Origin of the sequence: Benzoatithermus flavus (assembly GCF_037908215.1) — a bacterium.
In the GTDB taxonomy this organism is placed as follows: Bacteria; Pseudomonadota; Alphaproteobacteria; order Geminicoccales; family Geminicoccaceae; genus Benzoatithermus; species Benzoatithermus flavus.
In genome coordinates this window covers 47,619-66,999 of the sequence record NZ_JBBLZC010000001.1, presented here as the reverse complement: position 1 = coordinate 66,999, position 19,381 = coordinate 47,619, and the positions used below count along the sequence as shown (strand labels likewise).

Below are 19,381 nucleotides of genomic sequence, written 5' to 3'. Positions count from 1 at the left end.
CTGCCTCAGCGCAGCTCCTGGGCGTGGTGCAGCGCTCCGGCCGCTGCCGCGACGTGCGCGAGATCCGCGAACGCCACCACCTCGCCCACGATCAGAAGGGCGGGCCCCTGCAGCGTCGCCCGCTCGACCTCGGCGGCGATCGTGGCGAGGGTGGCGCGGATCGCGCGCTGGCTCGGCAGCGTGCCGTTCTCGACGAGTGCCGCGGGCAGCGCTCCCGGCAGGCCGTGCTCGATCAGCCGGGCGCAGAGCCGGTCCAGCGCCTTGTGCCCCATGTAGAACACGATCGTCTGGCCCGGCTGGCACAGGGCCTGCCAGTTGAGCTCGGGCTCGCCGTCCTTGGTGTGGCCGGTGACGAGAACGAGCGTGCGCGCATGGTCGCGATGGGTGAGCGGGATCGCGGTGGCAGCGGCGCAGCCGGCGGCGGCGGTCACACCCGGCACCACCTCGAACGGCACGCCCGCCTCGGCGAGGGCCTCGATCTCCTCGCCGCCGCGGCCGAAGATCAGAGGATCGCCGCCTTTGAGGCGGACGACGCGCTGGCCGCGCAGGCCACGGCGCACCAGGAGTGCGTTGATCTCGGCCTGGCGCATGATGTGGTTGGCGCGCTCCTTGCCGACATAGATCCGCTCGGCGGAAGGGCCGATCAGCTCCAGGATGCCGGGGCCGACCAGCCGGTCGTAGACCACGACCTCGGCCTCGCGCAGAAGCCGAGCCGCCTTCAGCGTGATGAGCTCGGGATCGCCGGGGCCGGCGCCGACGAGGTAGACGATGCCCTTGGCACCGGAGGCGGAAGCGGTCATGGGATGAGCCATGGCCTCCGCTTAGCCCGAAGCCGGGATGCCGGCAATGGCGCTTCTGGAAGCTAGAGGCGCGAGACGATCGCGAACAGGAAGGCGAGCTCGCCCACCTGCTGCACGGCGCCCAGCGTGTCGCCGGTGCAACCGCCGAACCTCCGCCCGAGCCAGGTGGCGAGCAGCAGAGCCGCGAGCGCCGCCGAGAGGAGGGCCGGCAGGGCGAAGTGGATGGGCAGGAGGACGAGGCAGGCGAGCACCGAGACGACCAGGCCGATCGCGACCCTGGGCGCATCCGGACGGCCGGCCTCGGCGGCGAGCCCGGTGGCCTTGGCGCTCGGCTGCAGCAGCATGACGACCGGCATCATCGCGCGCGAGGTCATGCCGGCACCGACGAGCACGGCGGTCACGAGCTTCGGGTCCCACATGGGTGCGAGCGCCATCAGGCGCCCGAGCAGCGAGAGCATGATCGCGATGGCGCCGTAGCTGCCGATCCGGCTGTCGCGCATGATGGCGAGCGCCTTCTCGCGGTCGGGGCCGGCGCCCAGCCCGTCCGCCGTGTCGGCGAGCCCGTCCTCGTGGAGGGCGCCCGTGGCGACGATCATGCACACGAGGGCGATCAAAGCACCCGGCAGCGAGGGCAGGCCCACCCAGGATGCGACCATGAAACCGAGCCCGCCCAGCAGGCCCACCGCCGCCCCCATCACCGGGAAGGCGTAGACGGCACGGGCGAGATCCCGCATCGTCACCGAGCCATCCATCGGCACCGGGAAGCGGGTCAGGAACAGAGCGGCAACTTTCAGATCCTGCAGCACGAATCGACGCACCTCATGCATGCCCGTTTCCGCGTGCGGGGGCCTCGGCCACCTCGACAGGCGCGCGGGCGCTTGGCAAGAACGCGCGCGACTATAGGCACATCCTTCGAGGCGTTGCAGCGGTGAGCACCCTGACCCCGGTTTCCAGCTTCGACGATCTGCGCTCCCTCGTCCGGCAGCTCCCGCAGCCCGATACGGCTGCGGCCGAAGCCTGCCGCCGCCACGAGGCCGAGCTCACCAAGCCCGCCGGCGCCCTGGGCCGGCTCGAGGAGCTGACATGCTGGCTCTCGGCCTGGCAGGGGCGCCATCCGCCCCGGCTCGACCGGGTACTGATCCTCGTCTTCGTCGGCTGGCACGAGATCGCGAAGCACAAGGTCTCGGCCTATCCCGCCGAGGTCACCGATCAGATGGTGCTGAACTTCCAGGCGGGCGGGGCGGCGATCAACCAGCTCGCCCGGCTCGCGGGCGCCGAGTTGCAGGTGATCCCGGTGGGGCAGGGCCGGCCGGCGCACGACTTCACCCGCCGGCCCGCCATGAGCGAGGCGGGATGTGTCAGGGCTCTCAATATCGGCCTGTCGGCCGTACCGGAGGATATCGACCTGCTCGCGATCGGCGAGATGGGAATCGCCAACACCACCGCCGCCGCGGCGATCGCCGCCGGGCTCTACGGCGAGCCCGCCACGGCCTGGACCGGCCCCGGTACCGGGCTCGATACGAGCGGGGTCGCGCACAAGGCGGAAGTGATCCAGGGCGCTCTCGACCGGCATCGGGCAGCGCTCAAGGACCCGCTCGAGGTCCTGCGCTACGTGGGCGGCCGCGAGCTCGCGGCGATGCTGGGCGCGATCCTGGCCGCACGGCTGCGGCGGGTCCCGGTGATCCTCGATGGCTTCACCAGCACCGTGCCCGCCGCCGTCCTGCAGGCGCTGGACCCGGCCTCGATCGAGCACTGTCGTTCCGGCCACTGCTCCGCCGAGCCGGGCCATCGGCGGCTGCTCGACCGGATCGGCCAGCGGCCGCTGCTCGAGCTCGGCATGCGGCTGGGCGAGGCTTCGGGGGCCGCGGTGGCGCTGCAGCTCGTTCGCGCGGCGGTCGCCTGCCACAACGGCATGGCCACCTTCGAGAGTGCCGGGGTCAGCCGCAAGCGCTGATCGGAAAGAACTATCGCATGTTCGGCACGGCGCCGTGATGCCGGGGAGACGTTCGGAACCTGTCACGCTCCGACGGATTAGCTTTCGCGAAGGCCGGCAACGTGCCGGCGACAACGGTCATCATCAAGGAGCTTACCGATGCGCGCGAAGCTGACCACGACGGCGCTGGCCTTGACCCTGATCGTGCCGGGCCTTGCCCTGGCCCAGCAGCAATCGGGCGCCACGAATCCGCCGGCCGCGGCGACGGCACCCGGCGCGTCCGGCATGTCGACCAGCCCCACCGTGGGCACGACCGCGCCGTCCACGACCCACGACACGATGGGTGCTACCGGCACGCGTACGCAGGGTGCGGACACCGCCGCCGGTGATACCGGCACCATGTCGAACACCAGCCCCGCCACCACGACCGCCGTCGACAACCCGCTCTACAACATGAAGGGCGAGCAGATCGTCGGCCAGAACGTCTACGGGCCCAATGGCGAGGAGATCGGCGAGATCGACAACGTCGTCATGAGCAAGGAAGGCAAGCAGGCGGCGGCCGTCATCGGTGTCGGCGGCTTCCTCGGCATCGGCGAGCGCAAGGTCGCGATCCCGCTCGACCAGCTCCACATGGGGACGGACAACAAGCTCACCACGAGCATGACCAAGGACCAGATCAACAGCATGCAGCCCTACGAGGAGAGCGGCTGGAGCAAGCTCGATCCCTCGGGCACCATCCACGACTGGATGAACCGGTAACGGTGCGCGGATACACAGCGTTCGTGGAGGTCGGCCGCCCGCAGGCGGCCGATCCGCTATTTCGGCTGCACGTTCGGCTGGTTCTGCGGCGTGCCGGGCGGTGGAATCACCGGCATCGGGGTGTTGGCCGGCGGGACCGGCGGCGGTTGCACGAGGCCAGGGTCCACGCCTTCGGGCGGCTTGATCACCCCGTGGCTCTGGTCGAGCTGCTCGCCCAGCGTCCCGTTGCCTTGCGAGCCGTCCGTCGGCGGGCCGGGCTCGATCTTCTCGGGCGGTGTCGTCTGCGTGTTCGGCGCCGGCTCGGCCGGGGTGGGCTGCGCCAGAGCGGCAGCCGGCTGCAGCAGAGCCAGCAGCGCGGTGGCGGCGAGCATCGCTGCGACGAAACATCGGTCGCGTGTCATCTGCACCTCCCGTGTCGGGATGTCGGCGTGCGTGCTGTCCCGACGAACGGGCGGGCGACGGTCCGCGTTCCGTCCCGCTAGGAGGCCTGCACGCGATCGATCAGATGCAGGAACGAGCCCGCCACCCGTCCGACCCGGCAGCCCTGCTCGCCGAGATCGCGGCCGCGCGCGCAGCGGGTGCGGAACAGCGGCGGCCCCATGCGCTCGACCTCGCTCGCGAAATGGAACTCGTGCCCGCGAAAGCCCGCCCCGATGACGCCGAGCGGGCAGAGGGAGAGGAGTTCGGCCTGCCGGTATCCCAAGTGCAGCTTCGGCGCCGCGAAGCTCGTCGTCACCGGCAGGAGGCCCGCCATGGCATGGCCCGTACCCTCCCGGTCGACGAGGGTGCGGCCCAGGACCATGTAGCCGCCGCACTCGCCGTAGAGGAACGCACCCCGGGCCGCGGCCGCGCGCAGACCCGCGAGGAAGCGGGCATTGCCGGCGAGCCGGGCCGCGTGCAGCTCGGGATAGCCACCCGGCAGATAGACCGCATCCGCGGCCGCGTCCGGGGTCTCGTCGGCGAGCGGCGAGAACGGCAGAAGCTCGATCCCCTGCCGCCGCCAGCCGTCGAGGATCGCAGGGTACGCGAAGGCGAAGGCGGCATCGCTCGCTACCGCGGTGCGCTGGCCGAGAGGCGGGAGCGGCCGGGCATCGGGGCCGAGCAGCGACACGCTGGGCGACCGGGCGACGCGCAGGATCCGCTCGAGGTCGAGCCTCGCCTCCGCGAGATCGGCGGCCGCCTCGAGGAAGGTCTCGAGATCGGGATGCTCCACGGCCTGGACCAGCCCCAGATGCCGGCTCGGCAGGCTCAGCGCACGCTCGCGCGGGACGCTGCCCAGGATCGGGGTCGAGAGATGCTCGAAGCAGGCGCGGCTCAAAAGGTCGGCATGACCCTCGCTGCCGACCCGGTTGAACACCACGCCCGTCACCTCGACGTCCTCCCGGTGGCGGCGAAATCCGTCGATGAGCGCAGCGACCGAGGCACCCATTCCGGTCACGTCGACGACCAGCACCACCGGCAGGCCGAAGAGTGCCGCGATATCGGCGGTCGAGCCCGTGCCGTCGGCGGCACCGTCGAACAGGCCCATGACCCCTTCGCCGATCACCACGTCGCGGTCACGTCCGCTGTCCTCGAGAAGGGCGGCGAGCGTGTCGAAGCGCATCGCCCAGCCATCGATGTTGTAGGCCGGGTGGCCGGTCGCGGCAGCATGGAAAGCGGGATCGATGTAGTCGGGGCCGACCTTGAACGAGCCGACGCGCAGGCCCCGCCGTCGGAGCGCGCGCAAGATCCCCAGCGTGAGCACGGTCTTGCCGGCCCCCGAGGCCGGAGCGGCGACGATGACGACGGGTGCGCTCATGTGGCTGCCCGAGCCCTGGCTTCCTGGTATGCTCCGCCCATGACCGACCTCGTTGAACTTTCTCCCGCTCTAAGCGGCGGCGGACGCGCGGGCAATCCCGAATGACGCGAGAGCCTGAAGCTCGCCCGCTGCGGCGCGGCTGGACCACCGGTGCTTGCGCCACGGCCGCGACGCGTGCCGCCTGCAGCGCCCTCTTCGGCCTGGGCTTCCCCGATCCCGTCACGATCCGCCTGCCGCGCGGTGGTACGGCGTCCTTCGCGCTCGCGGAGAAACATCGGGAGCCCGACGCTGCGAGCGCTGCCGTGATCAAGGATGCCGGCGACGATCCCGACGTCACCCACGGCTGCCTCGTCCGCGCCACGGTGCGCCGCAACCCGAGGGGGGCGGGCGTCACGTTCCATGCCGGCCCGGGTGTCGGCACCGTGACGCGCCCCGGCCTCACCATCCCACCGGGCGAGCCCGCGATCAACCCGGTGCCGCGCCGGATGATGCGGGACACCGTAGCCGAGGCCGCGGCCGCGGCCGGCGAGCCCGCCGACGTTGCCATCACCATCGCCATCCCCGGCGGCGAGGATCTCGCCGCGAAGACCCTGAACCCGCGTTTGGGGATTCTGGGCGGGCTCTCGATCCTCGGCACCACCGGTATCGTCGTGCCGTTCAGCTGCGCGGCCTGGATCCACTCGATCCACCGCGGGATCGACGTGGCGCGCGCCGCCGGGCTCGAGCACGTCGCGGCCGCCACCGGCTCGACCTCCGAGCGCGCCGTGCAGGCGCTCTACGGCCTCGGCGACCTCGCCCTCCTCGACATGGGCGACTTCGCCGGCGGCACCTTGAAATATCTCCGCCGCCATCCGCTGCCGCGGCTCTCGCTGGCGGGCGGCTTCGCCAAGATCGCCAAGCTGGCGCAAGGTCATCTCGATCTCCACTCCGCCCGCTCGCGCCTCGACCATGCGGCCCTCGCCGCCTTCGCCGCCGCCAGGGGTGCGCCCGAGCCGCTCGCGGCCGCCATCGAGGAGGCCAACACCGGGAACCAGATTCTGACGCTCGCGGACGAGGCCCGGTTCCCGCTCGCCGATCTCGTCGCCGAGGCGGCACGCGCCGTGAGCTCGGACGTGGCCGGACCCGAGGTGGCGATCGAGGTCATCGTCGTCGACCGGCAGGGTCGGATCGTCGGGCGGGCGCCAGCGTGGTGAGCCCGCGCGTCCTCATCCTGGGCGGCACCGGCGAGGCGGCGGTGCTCGCGCGCGCCGTGGCGGCCAGCGGCTGGGCCTCCCCCATCCTCTCGCTCGCGGGCCTCACCGAGGCCGAGCCGGTCCAGGGCGTGATCATGCGCAGCGGTGGCTTCGGCGGCCCTCAGGGGCTCGCCGCCTATCTCCGTGCCACGGGTGTCGCCGCCGTGTTCGATGCCACCCATCCCTTCGCCGCCCGGATCACCGAGAACGCGGTGAAGGCCTGTGCCGCGGCCGGGGTGCCGCGGTTCCGCCTGCAGCGGGCGAGCTGGAACCCCGAGCCCGACGACCGCTGGCACGCGGTGGACACGCTGGCGCAGGGTCTGGAATGGCTGCGGCCGCAGGCACGCCGCGTGTTCGCGACCCTCGGCCGTCGCGCGCTGCCCGAGCTGGGCGCCGCCACGGCCTTCACGTTCGTCGTGCGGGGGATCGCCCGCCCCGAGCACGTGCCGGAGAACGTGGTCTGGATCTCGGCCAGGCCGCCGTTTCCGGTCGAGGCCGAGGTGGCGCTCTTCCGGCGGCACGAGATCCAAGCGCTCTTCGTCCAGGCGAGCGGCGGCGAGGTCACTTACGCCAAGATCGCCGCCGCCCGGGAGCTCCGGCTGCCCGTGGCGATGCTGACCCGGCCTCAGCCGCCCGAGGGGGCCGCGGGCTCGGTGCCGGAAGCGCTCGCCTGGCTCGCGGCCGTCCTCGGCCGCAGGACGTGTGTGTGATCGGCGGCATAGAGCCGGCTGTCGGTGAACGCGGCCTCGCCCAGGACCCGCCCCACCATGATGAGCGCCGTCCGGGTGATGCCCGAGCCTTTCACCTGCTCGCGGATGGTGGCGAGCGTGCCGCGGATGATGCGCTGGTCGGGCCAGGTGGCGCGGTAGACCACGGCGACCGGCATGTCCGGGCCCAGGATGGGCATCAGCTCGCGCACGACCACGGCGAGGTTGTTGATCGAGAGATGGATGCAGAGTGTCGCACCCGTCGCCGCGAACGCCTTCAGGCTCTCGCCCTCGGGCATGGCCGAGGCGCGCACTGCCGTTCGCGTCAGCACGACCGACTGCGCCACGTCGGGCAGCGTCAGCTCGCTGCCCAGCGCCGCCGCGGCGGCCGCAAAGGCGGGCACACCCGGCGTGATCGTCCAGCCGATACGAAGCGCATCGAGGCGCCTGATCTGCTCGGCGATGGCGCCATAGAGCGAGGGATCGCCGGAATGGACCCGCGCCACGTCCTTGCCGGCGGCATGGGCTGCCGCCATCTCCGCCACGATCTCGTCGAGATGCATGGCAGCCGTGTCGAGGACGCGAGCACCCCTCGGGGCTTCCGCCACCACCTCGGCCGGCACCAGCGAGCCCGCATAGAGGCAGACCGGGCAGCTTCGGATCAGGTTCAGCCCGCGCAGCGTGATGAGATCGGGGGCACCAGGGCCGGCGCCGATGAAATGGACGGTCATGAAACCTCGTAGCCGCGCGGCGTGTAGACCCAGTCGGCACCGAAGAGGCGTGGCACGCGCCGGCTCGTGCTGCTGCCGACGAGAACGAGGGTGAGCATGTCGCAGAGCTCGGGTGCCAGTTCGTCCAGCCGGATCAGCCGCAGGCTCTCCTCGGGCCGACCGAGATTGCGGGCGAGGATCACAGGGGTTGCGGGCGGCCGGTGCCGGAGCAGGATGTCGCGTGCCCTTGCCAGCGCCTCGCGGCGGCGGGCCGAGACGGGGTTGTAGAAGGCGATCACGAAGTCGCCCTCGGCCGCGGCCTCGACCCGCCGCAGGATCGCCTCGAAGGGAGTGAGCAGGTCCGAGAGCGAGATCGCGCAGAAATCGTGCCCGAGCGGCGCGCCGGCGCGCGCGGCCGCGGCCTGGAGCGCCGAGACGCCGGGGCTCACCACGATGTCGACCCGCGCCCAGGCCGGATCGGTCCCGCTCGCGACGAGCTCGAAGACGAGGGTGGCGAGCGCGTAGATGCCGGGATCGCCCGAGCAGACCAGCGCCACGTTCCGTCCCTCGGCCGCACGGGCAAGCGCGAAGCGGCAGCGCTCGACCTCCGCACCCAAGGGAAACACGTGCCGGGGTTTGCCTGCCGCCGCCGGCCCGATCAGGTCGAGATAGAGCCCGTAGCCGACGAGTTCCTCGGCCTCGGCAATCAGCCGCTCGGCTTCCTCGGTGCGCCAGTGCCGCCCGCCGGGCCCGAGGCCGACGACGGCGAGCCGTCCCCGTGGCCGGCCGATGGCGGCAGGATCCAGCGCCCGCGCGGCGAGGGCCACGGCGGCCGTGACGCGCTCGCCTTTGCGCTTGGGCACGAGCAGCCGGCCGTCCTTCCCGGCGGCGGCCAGGGCGGCGCCTTCCGCCACCCCCCAGCAGCCGGTCTCCCGGAACACGATCTCTGAGCACCCGCTCAGCCGCTCCGTCTCCTCGAGAAGCCGCCCGGCCGGGAAGAAGCGGGCCGGCACGCCGAGCCGCCGGGCCAGGGCGTGAACGGCGGGCTCGGCCGCCTTGAGGTCGAGCGAGACCACGCAGGCGACGGCGGCGGGAGCGAGCTCTTGCTCCTCCAGCACGGCTCGCACGAGCGCCTCTAGAGCTTCCGCCGGCGCGCCCTGCTCGGCGCCCACGCCGAGTGCCAGCACCGGCGGGTGGTAGACCAGCCGTTCGGGCGTGCCGGCGACGGCGCGATGGGTCACCAGGATCTCGATGCCGGCCTCGGCCGCGAAGGGAAGAGTGCTCTGCTTGAGCCACGCGGCGTCACCGGCCTCGACCGTGAGCCGGACCGGCTCGCCTTCGAGCAGGCGGGCCATGACCTCCTTGGCGTGCTCGGGATTGGCGAGCGTCCAGCCGGAGGGGGGCGCATCGAGCGCGAGATCGAAGCGGTTGTCGCCCGCCGTCGTGACGGCGGCGGGAACGCCGAGCGCCGCTGCGATCCGCCGGGCGAGGTCGTTCGCACCCCGATGCCCGCCCAAGAGCGGCACCACGGCCGAGCCGTCCTCGGCCACCGCGATGAGCGCGGGCTCGGCCCGCTTGTCGCCGAGACGGGAGGCGACCGCCCGGATCAGGATGCCGCTTGCGCACAAGCCGACGATGGCCCGCCCTTCGACGAACAGCCGGCCGATATGCTCCGTGGCCTTCGCGAAGTGCACGTCCGCCTCGCAGGCAGCACAGGCCGGGGCATGGACGGTGCTGTCGGGCAGGAGCGCCTTCAGCCGGGCGGCGAGTGCCGCACTGCGCGCGCCCAGGCTCACGATCGCGATCTTGGAGGTCATGCCTTGGGGCGCTTCCGTCCGGCGATGATCAGGGAGAAATAGGGGACCTGCTGCTCGACCACGACCGAGAGCGGGCGCACGCGCTGGTCCTGGAGCGTCGCATTCTCGACCAGGACCGCGTTCTCGGTCATGCCGGCGGCGGCGAGCGCCTCCTTCACCTTCTCGAGGTGGCGCCCGACCTTCATCACCACGACCCGGTCGCACTGCTGCAGGATGTTCCTGAGCTTCGTCGGGTGGACCGTCGCCGGAATCAGCGCGATCGGCTCGTCGTAGAGGCCGAGCGGGAGCTGGGCCGCGGCGGCGGCGGCCGTGATCGAGGTGATCCCCGGAATGACCTCGCACGCGAACCGGTTGCCGAGCCGCGCCATGAGATGCGCGAAGGAACCGTAGAGAAGGGGATCGCCCTCGCACAGGAAGACGACGTCGTTGCCCTGGCCGAGCTCGCCGATCACCCCGGTGACGAGCTGGTTGTAGGCCCGGGCCGTGGTCTCCGGGTCCTGGGTCATCGGCATGACGACGATCAGCTCGCGGGTACCCGGCCGCACGTACGTGCTCGCGATCTCGCGGGCACGGCTCGTGCGGCCCGCGGCGGCGATGAAGGCGATGGCCTGCGCCCGCTCGAGTGTTCGCACGGCCTTGACCGTGAGGAGCTCGGGGTCGCCCGGGCCGACGCCTAAGCCGATGAGCTTGCCGCGACGCATGTCTTTCTCGTCGAGAGCTGGATGACGGGCAAAGCGGGCCGCCAGGCGAGCTGGCCGCCGATGGACTCGGCCCGGCTGAGGGCGATGCGGACGAGACTGCCGCCGTGCTCTGCCCGAAAGGCGAGCAGGGCCGCCTCGCCCGCGATCGTCACGGTATTCGCCACCAACCGGCCGCCGGGGCGGAGCTTACCCCAGCACGAGGCCAAAAGCCCAGCGCCTGCGACCCCGCCACCGACGAAGATCGCATCAGGCGGGGGCAGGCTCTCGAGCGCATCGGGTGCTTCGCCGACCCGGACCTCGAGCTCGGGCACGCCCAGCCGCTTCGCGTTCAGACCGATCCGTTCCGCCCGCACGGGATCGCGCTCGATCGCGACCGCACGCATGTTCCGGCCGGAGCGCAGCCACTCGATGCCGATGCTGCCGGCGCCTGCACCCACGTCCCACAAGAGCTGTCCGTCCAGGGGCGCCAGCGCTGCCAGCGTCGCCGCCCGCACCTCCGCCTTGGTGAGCTGCCCGTCATGGGCGTAAGCCTCGTCGGGCAGGCCCGGGATCTCGGGCAGGCCCGGTGCCGCCGGATCGAGCGTCACGGCCACGACATTGAGCTCGGCGAAGCGCTCGCCGCGCAGGGCTGCCGCCGTCGTGGCCACGACGCGCTCGCGCGGACCCGAAAGCTCCTCCAGCACGACGACGTGGCTGGCGCCGAAGCCCGCCTCGACCAGGAGCGCGCCGATTGCGGCCGGCGCCGCGCCGTCCGAGGTGAGGAGCAGAAGACGCCGGCCGGGCTGGAGATGGCGGCGCAGCTGCTCGAGCGGGCGGCCGTGCAGGCTCAAGGGATGCGTGTCCTCGAGCGCCCAGCCGAGTCGGCTGCAGGCGAGCTGGAAGGCCGAGACGTGCGGCAGGACCCGGATCTCGGGGAAGGGCACGTGGCGCAGGAGAAGCCGCCCGATCCCGTGCCAGAGCGGATCGCCGGTCGCGAGCACGACCACCTGCCGGCCGCGATGGGTCAGAAGCTCGGCGAGGCTCGCGGCGAGCGGCGAGCCCCAGACGAGCCGCGGCCGGCCGTCCTCGGGCAGCATGGCGAGGTGCCGCGCCCCACCGGCGAGCAGCTCGGCCTCGACCAGGGCCTCGCGCGCCTCGCGTCCGAGCCCGTCCGGCCCGTCGGCGCCGATGCCGACGAGGGTGAGCCAGGGCTGTCCGCTCATGCCGGCCCGACGAGAAGGGCGTTGACGGCGGCGGCGGCGAGAGCGCTGCCGCCGCGGCGGCCTTTGAGCGTGATCCACGGCACGTCCAGGCCTTCGGCCGCGATCAGCGCCTCCTTGCTCTCGGCGGCACCCACGAAGCCCACCGGAAAGGCCAAGATCGCGGCCGGCCGCTCGGGCCACGATTCGAGCCGCTCCAGAAGGTGGAACAGGGCGGTGGGCGCGTTGCCGATCGCGACCACCGCACCCTCGAGATAGGGCCGCCACAGCTCGACCGCGGCTGCCGAGCGGGTGGTGCCGAGCTCTGCCGCGAGCGCCGGCGCGGCCGGATCGTCCAGCAGCATCCGCACCGGATTGGCGGCCGGCAACCGGCCCGTCATGATCCCCGCCGCCACCATGCCGGCATCGACGAGCAGAGATGCGCCCGCCGTGAGTGCTGCGCGGCCGGCCCCTGCCGGATCGCCGCTCCAGGCGAGGTCGAGCGCGATCTCGGGCATGCCGCAGGCATGGACCAGGCGCAGCACCATGCCGTGAAGCGGGCGCGGAAACCGGTCGAGCGGCACCTCGCCCCGGATCAGCTCGAACGAGCGGGCATAGATCGCGGCCGGATCGCGCAGATAGTCCAGCATCGTGGCGCGGCGGCTCAGCCCCCGGTCCCGTTGCCACGACTCACCGGGGCATGATGGTGGTCGTCGTGGCCGTGCTCGTGGTGGTGATGATGGCCGTGGTGATGATGGTGGTACCCGCCGTGGTGATGATGATGGTGGTGATGATGGTGATCCGCGTCGGTGCCGATGCCTTCGACGTGATGGTGGTGGCTCTCCTGTGGCGCCCCCAGATCGCGCTCGAAGCCCAGGATCCGGGTGCGGTACTTGCAGAGCCCGCAGTTCATGTTGACGTCGCCGGCCTCGATCCCGCGGATGCGCTCGACGAAGGTCTCGACCACGAGCGGGTGGTCGTCGAGATAGTGCGCCTTCAGGATCTCGACCTCGGGATGCCGTGCCGCCACCGCGTCGGCCGCATCGTAGATCCGGCGCACGAGGACGCCGGTGAACAGGAAGTAGGGGAAGACCACGATCCGCTTGAAGCCGAGCCGTGTGGTCCGCTCGACCGCGACCTCGGTGCGCGGATGTGCCACACCCGAATAGCCGATCTCGGCGTGCGCGAAGCCCATGCCCTCCCACAGCATCCGCGCCACCTTGGCGACGTTGCCGTTGGCGTCGCTGTCGGAGGTGCCGCGGCCGATCACGACGAGGCAGGTCTCGTCGAGAGGTACGTCCGCCTCGGCGCGCTCGAGCGCGGCACCGATCCGTTCGCGCGAGGCCTGGAGCAGCTTGCCGTCGATCCCGAGATCGCGGCCCATCGCGATCCGGATTCCGTGCTCGGCGGCATAGGTGTTGAGCACCGAGGGCACGTCGTTCTTGACGTGCCCGGCCGCGAACAGCATGCCCGGCACGGCCAGCACGGAATCGACCCCTTGCGCACGCAGCGCGTCGAGTCCTTCTCGGATGATCGGCCGAGCGAACTCGAGATAGCCCATGGCGACAGGATATTCGGGCATGGCCGCCGCCACCTTGTCCACGACCCGCCGGAACTCCTCGCACGCCGCCGCATCGCGGCTGCCGTGCCCGCAGATCATCACACCGGTGCGGCCCATGCTCTCACGTGCTCCCGAAAAGAGGCGCGGCCTGCTTAGCAACCGCAGCCGAGAGAGACAAGGATGGGGCCGGGCCCGGGGCCTTTCTGTCCTCAGCGCGGCAGCACCAGCCCGCTCACCGCCTCGAGCTCGGGGGCGAGGGCCGGCGTGCAGGCGATGATCCCGCCCTTGCCGAGAAGGCCGTAAGCGCCGAGGAAGTCGGTGGCGCGGCCGCCCGCCTCCTCGACCAGGATCAACCCGGCCAGCACGTCCCAGGACGAGCACAAGAGGGTTGCGATCCCGTCGCAGCGGCCGTCCGCAACCCAGCAGAGCTGGATCGCGGTCGAGCCCATGCGGCGATGCTCGAAGCCCTGGTCGAGCGCCTGCTTGACGAGCCCGACATAGGTCTCCTTGGGCTGCCTGAAGCTGTAGGCCAGCGCCAGGCAGGAGGTGTCGACGCTCGTGTTCCCGGAGACCCGGATCGGCGTGCCGTTCCTGAACGCTCCGCCGCCACGCCGGGCGGTGAACAGCTCGTCGTGGACGGGATCGTAGGTGATCCCGATCAGGGTCCTGCCGTCGACGACATAGGCCGCGACCACGCCCCAGCAGGGGATTCCCTTGAGGAAGTTGAAGGTGCCGTCGATCGGGTCGAGCACCCAGCTCCGGGGTGCGTCCTCGCCGCCACCCTCCTCGCCCAGGATCGCGTCTTCGGGGAACAGGGCGTTCAGCTCCCGGCGCAACAGGTCCTCGACCGCTCGGTCGGCGATGCTGACCAGATCCTGCTGCCCTTTGTGCTCGATCGCGAGCCGGTCGCGATTCAGAAAGTGCTCCAGCGCCAGCCGGCCCGCAGCCCGGACGGCCGGGATCGCTGCCTCGAGGCGCGCATCGAGCTCCTGCGGGTCCATCATACCCTGCTTCCCTTGTCGATCAGGCGTTGCCGGAGCAGCGTCGTCCGGCGGAGGTCGGTCGTGTTCCAGACCGCGCGTTCGAGCGCGTCGGGTTCGGTGAGGAGCACGACGAGCGCTCTGGCACGGGTGATGGCGGTATAGAGCAGATTGCGGCGCAGCATGCGACCGTGCTGGCGCAGGAGCGGCACCACCACGGCCGGGTACTCCGAGCCTTGCGCCTTGTGGACGGTGACCGCGTAGGCCAAGGCGAGCTGGTCGAGCTCGTCGGCGCCGTAGGTGAGCGGGCGGCCGTCCATCGTCACCTCGAGCGTCTGGGCCTTGGGATCGAGGCCGGTGATCCGCCCGATGTCGCCGTTGTAGACCTCGCGCTCGTAGTCGTTCTCGAGCTGCATGACCTTGTCACCGAGCGAGAACCGCGTCTGGCCGCGCACGAGCGACAGGAAAGGCGAGGGGTTCAGCCGCCGCTGCAGGATCTCGTTCAGCGACTGGGTGCCCATCCGCCCGCGGTTCATCGGGGTCAGCACCTGGACTTCGCTCAGAGGATCGAGGCCGAAACGCTGCGGGATGCGCTCCGTCACGAGCTCGACGAGCTTCTCCTCGGCATCCTCCGGGCCTGCCACCCGGATGCCGTAGAAATCGGCGAGCTGCCCGTCCTCCGGGCGCGCGAAGACCGGCACCTCGCCCCGGTTGATCCGGTGCGCGTTGCGGACGATCCCGCTCTCGGCCGCCTGGCGGAAGATCTCGGCGAGCCGGATCACGGGCAGGACGCCCGAGGCGATCAGGTCGGCGAGGACCTGCCCCGGCCCGATCGAGGGAAGCTGATCGACGTCGCCCACGAGAAGCAGCGCCGCTTCTTCCGGCAGCGCCTGGAGAAGGGCGGAGAGAAGCTGGGTGTCGATCATCGAGGCCTCGTCGACGACGACGAGATCGGCCTCGAGCGGCCGCCCGGCATGGCGCCGGAAGCAGCCGTGCTCGGGGTCGGCCTCGAGCAGCCGGTGCAGTGTCCTGGCCTCGCGCCCGGTGCTCTCGGCGAGCCGCCGCGCGGCGCGGCCCGTGGGTGCCGCCAGCACGACGCGCAGGTCCGGCTCGTCCAGCGCCGCGAGGATGCCGCGCACGAGCGTGGTCTTGCCGGTGCCGGGGCCGCCCGTGATCACGAGCAGCTTGCTGTGGACGGCGCGGGCGATCGCCTCCTGCTGGCTTGCTGCGAGCGCCACGCCCAGTGCCGCCTCGCTCTTGGCGATGGCAGCGATGAGCTCGGGCGGATTCCAGGGCGGCGTGCCGGTCGCGAGCGCCACGAGGCGGCTCGCCACCGTCTCCTCGGCGCGGTCGAGCTCGCTCAGCATCAGGTAATGCTCGCGCTCGTCCACGACGAGTTCGACCAGCCGCCCGGCCTCGAGCTCGCGGGCGATGCCGGCATCGACCAGGGAAGGTTCCGTATCCAGAAGCTCGGCGAGCCGGCTGCGCGCCTCGTGCCGGGGAAGCGCGGTGTGCCCCTCGTCGGCCGCCACACGCAGGACCTCGGCCATGGCGGCACCGGTGCGCTGCGGCGAATCCGGGGCGACCCCGAGCCGGAGCGCGATCTCGTCGGCGGTGGCGAAGCCGATGCCACGTATGTCGCGGGCGAGCCGGTAGGGATCGCGGCGCACCGTCGCGATCGCATCGAGCCCGTAGGCGTCGAGGATACGGGCGGCGCGCGTCTGCGAGAGCCCGTGCTCGGCGAGGAACATGAGCGTTTCGCGGGCTCGGCGCTGGCCCTGCCAGGCCTCCCGCAGTCGGGCGGCGATCTTGGGGCCCACACCCTCGACCTCCCGTAGGCGCGCCGGCTCCTTCTCGATGATCTCGCCGAGCCTGGTCCCGAAATGCTCGACCAAGCGCTTGGCCAGCTCCTCGCCGATCCCTTTGATCCGTCCCGAGCCGAGATAGGCCACGAGCCCGGCCTCGCTCGCCGGTGCCGCGATCGACACGGAGCCGGCACGGAACTGCCGGCCCCAGGTCTTGTCGTTGTACCAGGTCCCCTCGGCCCGGATCAGCTCGCCCGGCTCGGCCGGCGGCAGGACGCCCACCACGACCACGGGGGTGGCCTCGCCCGCGGCGCGCACGCGCAGCACGCGGTAGCCGGTCTCCGCCCGCTCGAACAGGACGCGATCCACCACGCCGGCCAGCACCTCCGGCGGCGATCCGCCCCCCTCGACTGCATCCTGCGGCGCCATTCCGGCCGGGCGCTCCATGCCTCGTTTCGCCTTCGGTCCCTCGCCGTCGCTCTTGCCCGATCATGCCGGGCGTGAAAAGACCACCCCTGCGAGGAGCGCGTACCATAGCGACGGAGGCGATGATGCGCGAGGACGGTTGGCAGCCCTGGTCACCCGGCGGACAGAGCGCCACGCCGGATCTCTCGCCCGTCATCGGCCATCGGGGAGCCGCGGCGCGCGCACCCGAGAACACGCTGGCGGGCCTCAGGAAGGCGCACGAGCTGGGTGCGCGCTGGGTCGAGTTCGACGTCATGCTGACGAAGGACGGCGTGCCCGTCCTGATCCACGACGAAACCCTGGAACGGACCACGAGCGGCCGCGGCCGCGTGGCCGACCACACGCTGGCCGAGCTCCGAGCACTCGACGCCGGCGCCTGGTTCGCGCCGGCTTTCGCCGGCGAGCGCGTGCCCACGCTCGAGGAGGCCATCGCCGTTCTCCTCGAGCTCGGGCTGCACGCCAATGTCGAGATCAAGCCGGCCAAAGGCCGCGAGGTCGCGACCGGCGAGGCCGTGGCCCGGATGCTGGCCAGGACCTGGCCGACCGACGGCCCGCGCCTTCTGCTCTCGAGCTTCGAGCACCCGGCGCTGGAGGCGGCCCGACGCACGGCACCCTCGATTCCGCGCGGGCTTCTGGCCGAGGAGCTGCCCGCCGACTGGGAGGAGGCGCTGCAGGCGCTGGATTGCGCCACGCTCCACCTCGACCACGCCAAGGTGAGCCTCGCGACCCTGCATCTTCTGGCCGAGCGCGGGGTGCCGGTGCTGCTCTACACCGTGAACACGGCGACGCGCGCCGCCGAGCTCCTGAAGAGCGGTGCGGCGGCCGTGTTCACGGATGCGCCCGACACGCTGCTCGCCGGGCTTTGAAGCTCAGTAGCGGCGCAGCAGGCCCACGAGCCGGCCCTGGATCTTGACCTGGTGCGGTCCGAAGATCCGGATCTCGTAGTTGGCGTTGGCGGGCTCGAGCGCGATCGAAGCACCCCGGCGCCGGAGCCGCTTCAGCGTCACCTCGCGATCGTCGACGAGCGCCACCACGATGGCTCCGTTCTCGGCGTCGTCGCAGCGCTGGATGATCGCGAGATCGCCGTCGAAGATGCCGGCCTCGATCATCGAATCGCCGGTCACCTGGAGCACGTAGTGCTCGCCGTGCCCGAGGAGCAGGCTCGGCACCTCGATCGAGGCGCTGGTGTCGGCGAGAGCCTCGATCGGCGTGCCGGCGGCGATCCGGCCATAGAGCGGAAGCACCGTGGCGGCGACGGCAGGAGCATCCGGCAGGGCCGGCTCCGGGCGGGAACGGCGGAACAGACCGCGAACGACGTTGGAGGCTGCTTCGAGCGGTGCCGTCGCGGGCTCGGCGGGTGCTTCCGAGACGGGCTTCACCACCTCCAGCGCTCGCGCGCGATAGGCGAGGCGCCGAATGTAACCTCGCTCCTCCAGTCCCTGGATGAGCCGATGAATGCCCGATTTCGAGCGCAACCGTAAAGCGAACCTCATCTCCTCGAACGAGGGCGAGACATTGTGCTCGCGTACATAGTCTTCGATGAACTTGAGCAACTGCAGTTGGCGTTGCGTGAGCACGCCACCCTCCCCATGGTCTCGCGCTGTCCGGAGCATCGGGAAATGTTCTACTTTAGTTCGCATGTACGATCAAGGCGGAAAGCGGTGATCCGGCGCAGCGGGGGTATGCGGGCAGCGCAGGCGAACGGGTACGCGTGGCACCGCCTCACCGCAGGCTCGCGAGAACCTCGCGCAGATCGACGATCGCGACCGTATCGCCCGGCGCCTTCGGCGGATCGAACGGCGAACGCACCACGAGCACGTCGGCCGCGGCGAAGGTCGCGAACATCGAGCTGTCCTGCCGGCCAGCGGTCTCGACCCGGTCCTCGCCTCCGCCCCGCACCCGAAAGCCGCGCAGATAGTCCTGCCGCCGGTCGTTGGCGGCGAGCGCGTTCGCGAGCCGGGCCTCGCCGTGGCGGAGCCCCGGCGGCAGGCCGAGCATCCGCTGCAGCGCCGCCCGCAGGAAAACGATGGCGCACACGCCCGTGCTCACGGGATTGCCCGGAAAGCCCAGCACGTGCAGCGCACCCAGGCTGCCGAACAGGAGCGGCTTGCCCGGCCGCATCGCGATTTTCCAGAAATCCAGCGCGAGCCCTTCCGCCTCCAGCGCCGCCTGAACGAGATCGTAATCGCCGACCGAGGCGCCCCCGGTCGTGACGAGCAGATCGAGCCCGGCGGCGTCGCGCAGCCGCTCGATCAGAGCGGCACTCTCGTCCGGGCAGATGCCGAGATCGACCGGAATCGCCCCCCAGCCGCTCACCATGGCGGCGAGTGTGGTCGTGTTGGAGCTGACGATCTGACTGCCTTCGGGCGTCTCGCCGGGCCAGCGCAGCTCGTTGCCGGTGGCGAGGAGCCCGATCCGCGGCCGCCGCCGCACCGGCAGCCAGAGATGCCCCATCGCGGCGGCAAGGCCCAGCGCTCGGGGATCGAGCACGGTTCCGGCGGCGAGTCCTTTCCAGCCGAGCGTGAAGTCGAGCCCGGCCGGGCGGACGAAGGCGCCGGGAGCGACGGGACCGTCGAAGCGGACCTCGTCGCCCGCGACGGTGGCGTTCTCCTGGATCTGGACCGCATCGGTCCCGGCCGGCAGCGGTGCGCCGGTGAAGATCCTGACCGTCTCGAACGGACCGACGAGCCCCTGGAAGCTCCCGCCCGCCGGCGCCTCGCCGACGAGCCGGAAGACCCGCCCGGCCTCTTCCGTGTCGGCCGCACGCACGGCGTAGCCGTCCATGGCCGAGACCGCCACCGGCGGCTGGTCGCGTCGGGCGAGAAGGTCCTGCGCCAACACCCGGCCCAGGGCCTCGGGCAGCGCCACCCACTCGACCGGCATGGTACGCAAGGGAGCGAGGATGCGCGCTTGCGCCTCGGCCACGGGCAACATG

General features: G+C 71.6%; 19 protein-coding genes. 5 read left to right on the top strand and 14 right to left on the bottom strand.

Translation table 11 applies throughout. The features are described from left to right. Positions 1-5: 5 nt before the first annotated feature. Complete coding sequence (gene cobA, locus U1T56_RS00310; protein WP_418157431.1) at positions 6-800, bottom strand: uroporphyrinogen-III C-methyltransferase; 795 nt, start codon at positions 798-800, stop codon at positions 6-8. A gap of 62 nt (positions 801-862) precedes the next feature. Continuing rightward, positions 863-1,627 (bottom strand): adenosylcobinamide-GDP ribazoletransferase, encoded by a 765-nt coding sequence (cobS, locus tag U1T56_RS00305; protein ID WP_418157430.1) that lies wholly within the window; start codon positions 1,625-1,627, stop codon positions 863-865. A 101-nt stretch (positions 1,628-1,728) separates the two neighbouring features. Here cobS and cobT point away from each other — a divergent pair, with 101 nt between their 5' ends. Together cobT and U1T56_RS00295 are read left to right on the top strand one after the other, a co-directional pair. Beyond that, a complete protein-coding gene (gene cobT / locus U1T56_RS00300) occupies positions 1,729-2,754 on the top strand; it encodes a nicotinate-nucleotide--dimethylbenzimidazole phosphoribosyltransferase (protein WP_418157429.1) in 1,026 nt (341 codons plus the stop codon). 138 nt (positions 2,755-2,892) lie between these two features. After that, a complete protein-coding gene (locus U1T56_RS00295; RefSeq protein WP_418157428.1) occupies positions 2,893-3,492 on the top strand; it encodes a PRC-barrel domain-containing protein in 600 nt (199 codons plus the stop codon). Positions 3,493-3,548: 56 nt separating this feature from the next. On the opposite strand, the gene U1T56_RS00290 is transcribed toward U1T56_RS00295, so the two are convergent. Both U1T56_RS00290 and U1T56_RS00285 read right to left on the bottom strand, forming a co-directional pair. Then, positions 3,549-3,893 carry a hypothetical protein gene (locus tag U1T56_RS00290; protein ID WP_418157427.1) on the bottom strand — a complete coding sequence of 115 codons (345 nt, stop codon included), beginning with the start codon at positions 3,891-3,893 and terminating at the stop codon, positions 3,549-3,551. Positions 3,894-3,970: 77 nt separating this feature from the next. Further along, positions 3,971-5,290, bottom strand: a complete 1,320-nt coding sequence (locus U1T56_RS00285) for a cobyrinate a,c-diamide synthase (protein WP_418157426.1) — start codon at positions 5,288-5,290, stop codon at positions 3,971-3,973. Positions 5,291-5,391: 101 nt separating this feature from the next. Here U1T56_RS00285 and U1T56_RS00280 point away from each other — a divergent pair, with 101 nt between their 5' ends. Further along, positions 5,392-6,483, top strand: coding sequence for a cobalt-precorrin-5B (C(1))-methyltransferase (locus U1T56_RS00280; protein ID WP_418157425.1), 1,092 nt, complete (start codon positions 5,392-5,394; stop codon positions 6,481-6,483). Continuing rightward, positions 6,480-7,232, top strand: a complete 753-nt coding sequence (locus U1T56_RS00275) for a cobalt-precorrin-6A reductase (RefSeq protein WP_418157424.1) — start codon at positions 6,480-6,482, stop codon at positions 7,230-7,232. Before U1T56_RS00280 ends, U1T56_RS00275 begins: the two co-directional genes overlap by 4 nt. On the opposite strand, the gene cobM is transcribed toward U1T56_RS00275, so the two are convergent. The 8 genes from cobM to recD2 form a co-directional block, all read right to left on the bottom strand. After that, positions 7,148-7,960 carry a precorrin-4 C(11)-methyltransferase gene (gene cobM / locus U1T56_RS00270; RefSeq protein WP_418157423.1) on the bottom strand — a complete coding sequence of 271 codons (813 nt, stop codon included), beginning with the start codon at positions 7,958-7,960 and terminating at the stop codon, positions 7,148-7,150. The two genes, U1T56_RS00275 and cobM, sit on opposite strands and share 85 nt — an antisense overlap. Then, positions 7,957-9,756: a precorrin-3B C(17)-methyltransferase gene (gene cobJ, locus U1T56_RS00265; protein WP_418157422.1), complete on the bottom strand. Its 1,800-nt coding sequence runs from the start codon at positions 9,754-9,756 to the stop codon at positions 7,957-7,959. Before cobJ ends, cobM begins: the two co-directional genes overlap by 4 nt. Then, positions 9,753-10,457, bottom strand: a complete 705-nt coding sequence (gene cobI, locus U1T56_RS00260) for a precorrin-2 C(20)-methyltransferase (protein ID WP_418157421.1) — start codon at positions 10,455-10,457, stop codon at positions 9,753-9,755. Before cobI ends, cobJ begins: the two co-directional genes overlap by 4 nt. Next, positions 10,430-11,659: a precorrin-6y C5,15-methyltransferase (decarboxylating) subunit CbiE gene (gene cbiE / locus U1T56_RS00255; protein WP_418157420.1), complete on the bottom strand. Its 1,230-nt coding sequence runs from the start codon at positions 11,657-11,659 to the stop codon at positions 10,430-10,432. The genes cobI and cbiE overlap by 28 nt, the downstream gene beginning before the upstream one ends. After that, complete coding sequence (locus U1T56_RS00250) at positions 11,656-12,285, bottom strand: precorrin-8X methylmutase (RefSeq protein WP_418157419.1); 630 nt, start codon at positions 12,283-12,285, stop codon at positions 11,656-11,658. Before U1T56_RS00250 ends, cbiE begins: the two co-directional genes overlap by 4 nt. 14 nt (positions 12,286-12,299) lie before the next feature. Next, positions 12,300-13,313 carry a sirohydrochlorin chelatase gene (locus tag U1T56_RS00245; RefSeq protein WP_418157418.1) on the bottom strand — a complete coding sequence of 338 codons (1,014 nt, stop codon included), beginning with the start codon at positions 13,311-13,313 and terminating at the stop codon, positions 12,300-12,302. Between the two features lie 92 nt (positions 13,314-13,405). Next, on the bottom strand, positions 13,406-14,200 hold the full coding sequence (locus tag U1T56_RS00240; protein WP_418157417.1) for an inositol monophosphatase family protein: 795 nt from the start codon (positions 14,198-14,200) through the stop codon (positions 13,406-13,408). Further along, a complete protein-coding gene (recD2, locus tag U1T56_RS00235; protein ID WP_418157416.1) occupies positions 14,197-16,428 on the bottom strand; it encodes an SF1B family DNA helicase RecD2 in 2,232 nt (743 codons plus the stop codon). Before recD2 ends, U1T56_RS00240 begins: the two co-directional genes overlap by 4 nt. A gap of 101 nt (positions 16,429-16,529) precedes the next feature. On the opposite strand from recD2, the gene ugpQ reads away from it, so the two are divergent. Beyond that, a complete protein-coding gene (ugpQ, locus tag U1T56_RS00230; protein WP_418157415.1) occupies positions 16,530-17,312 on the top strand; it encodes a glycerophosphodiester phosphodiesterase in 783 nt (260 codons plus the stop codon). 3 nt (positions 17,313-17,315) lie between these two features. Here ugpQ and lexA read toward each other — a convergent pair whose 3' ends face one another. Next, entirely contained in the window at positions 17,316-18,023 is a 708-nt protein-coding gene (gene lexA, locus U1T56_RS00225; protein WP_418157414.1) for a transcriptional repressor LexA, read from the bottom strand. 145 nt (positions 18,024-18,168) lie between these two features. Further along, the gene (locus tag U1T56_RS00220) at positions 18,169-19,380 is read right to left on the bottom strand and encodes a molybdopterin molybdotransferase MoeA (protein WP_418157413.1); all 1,212 of its coding nucleotides are present in this window, start codon (positions 19,378-19,380) and stop codon (positions 18,169-18,171) included. Position 19,381 lies beyond the last annotated feature (1 nt).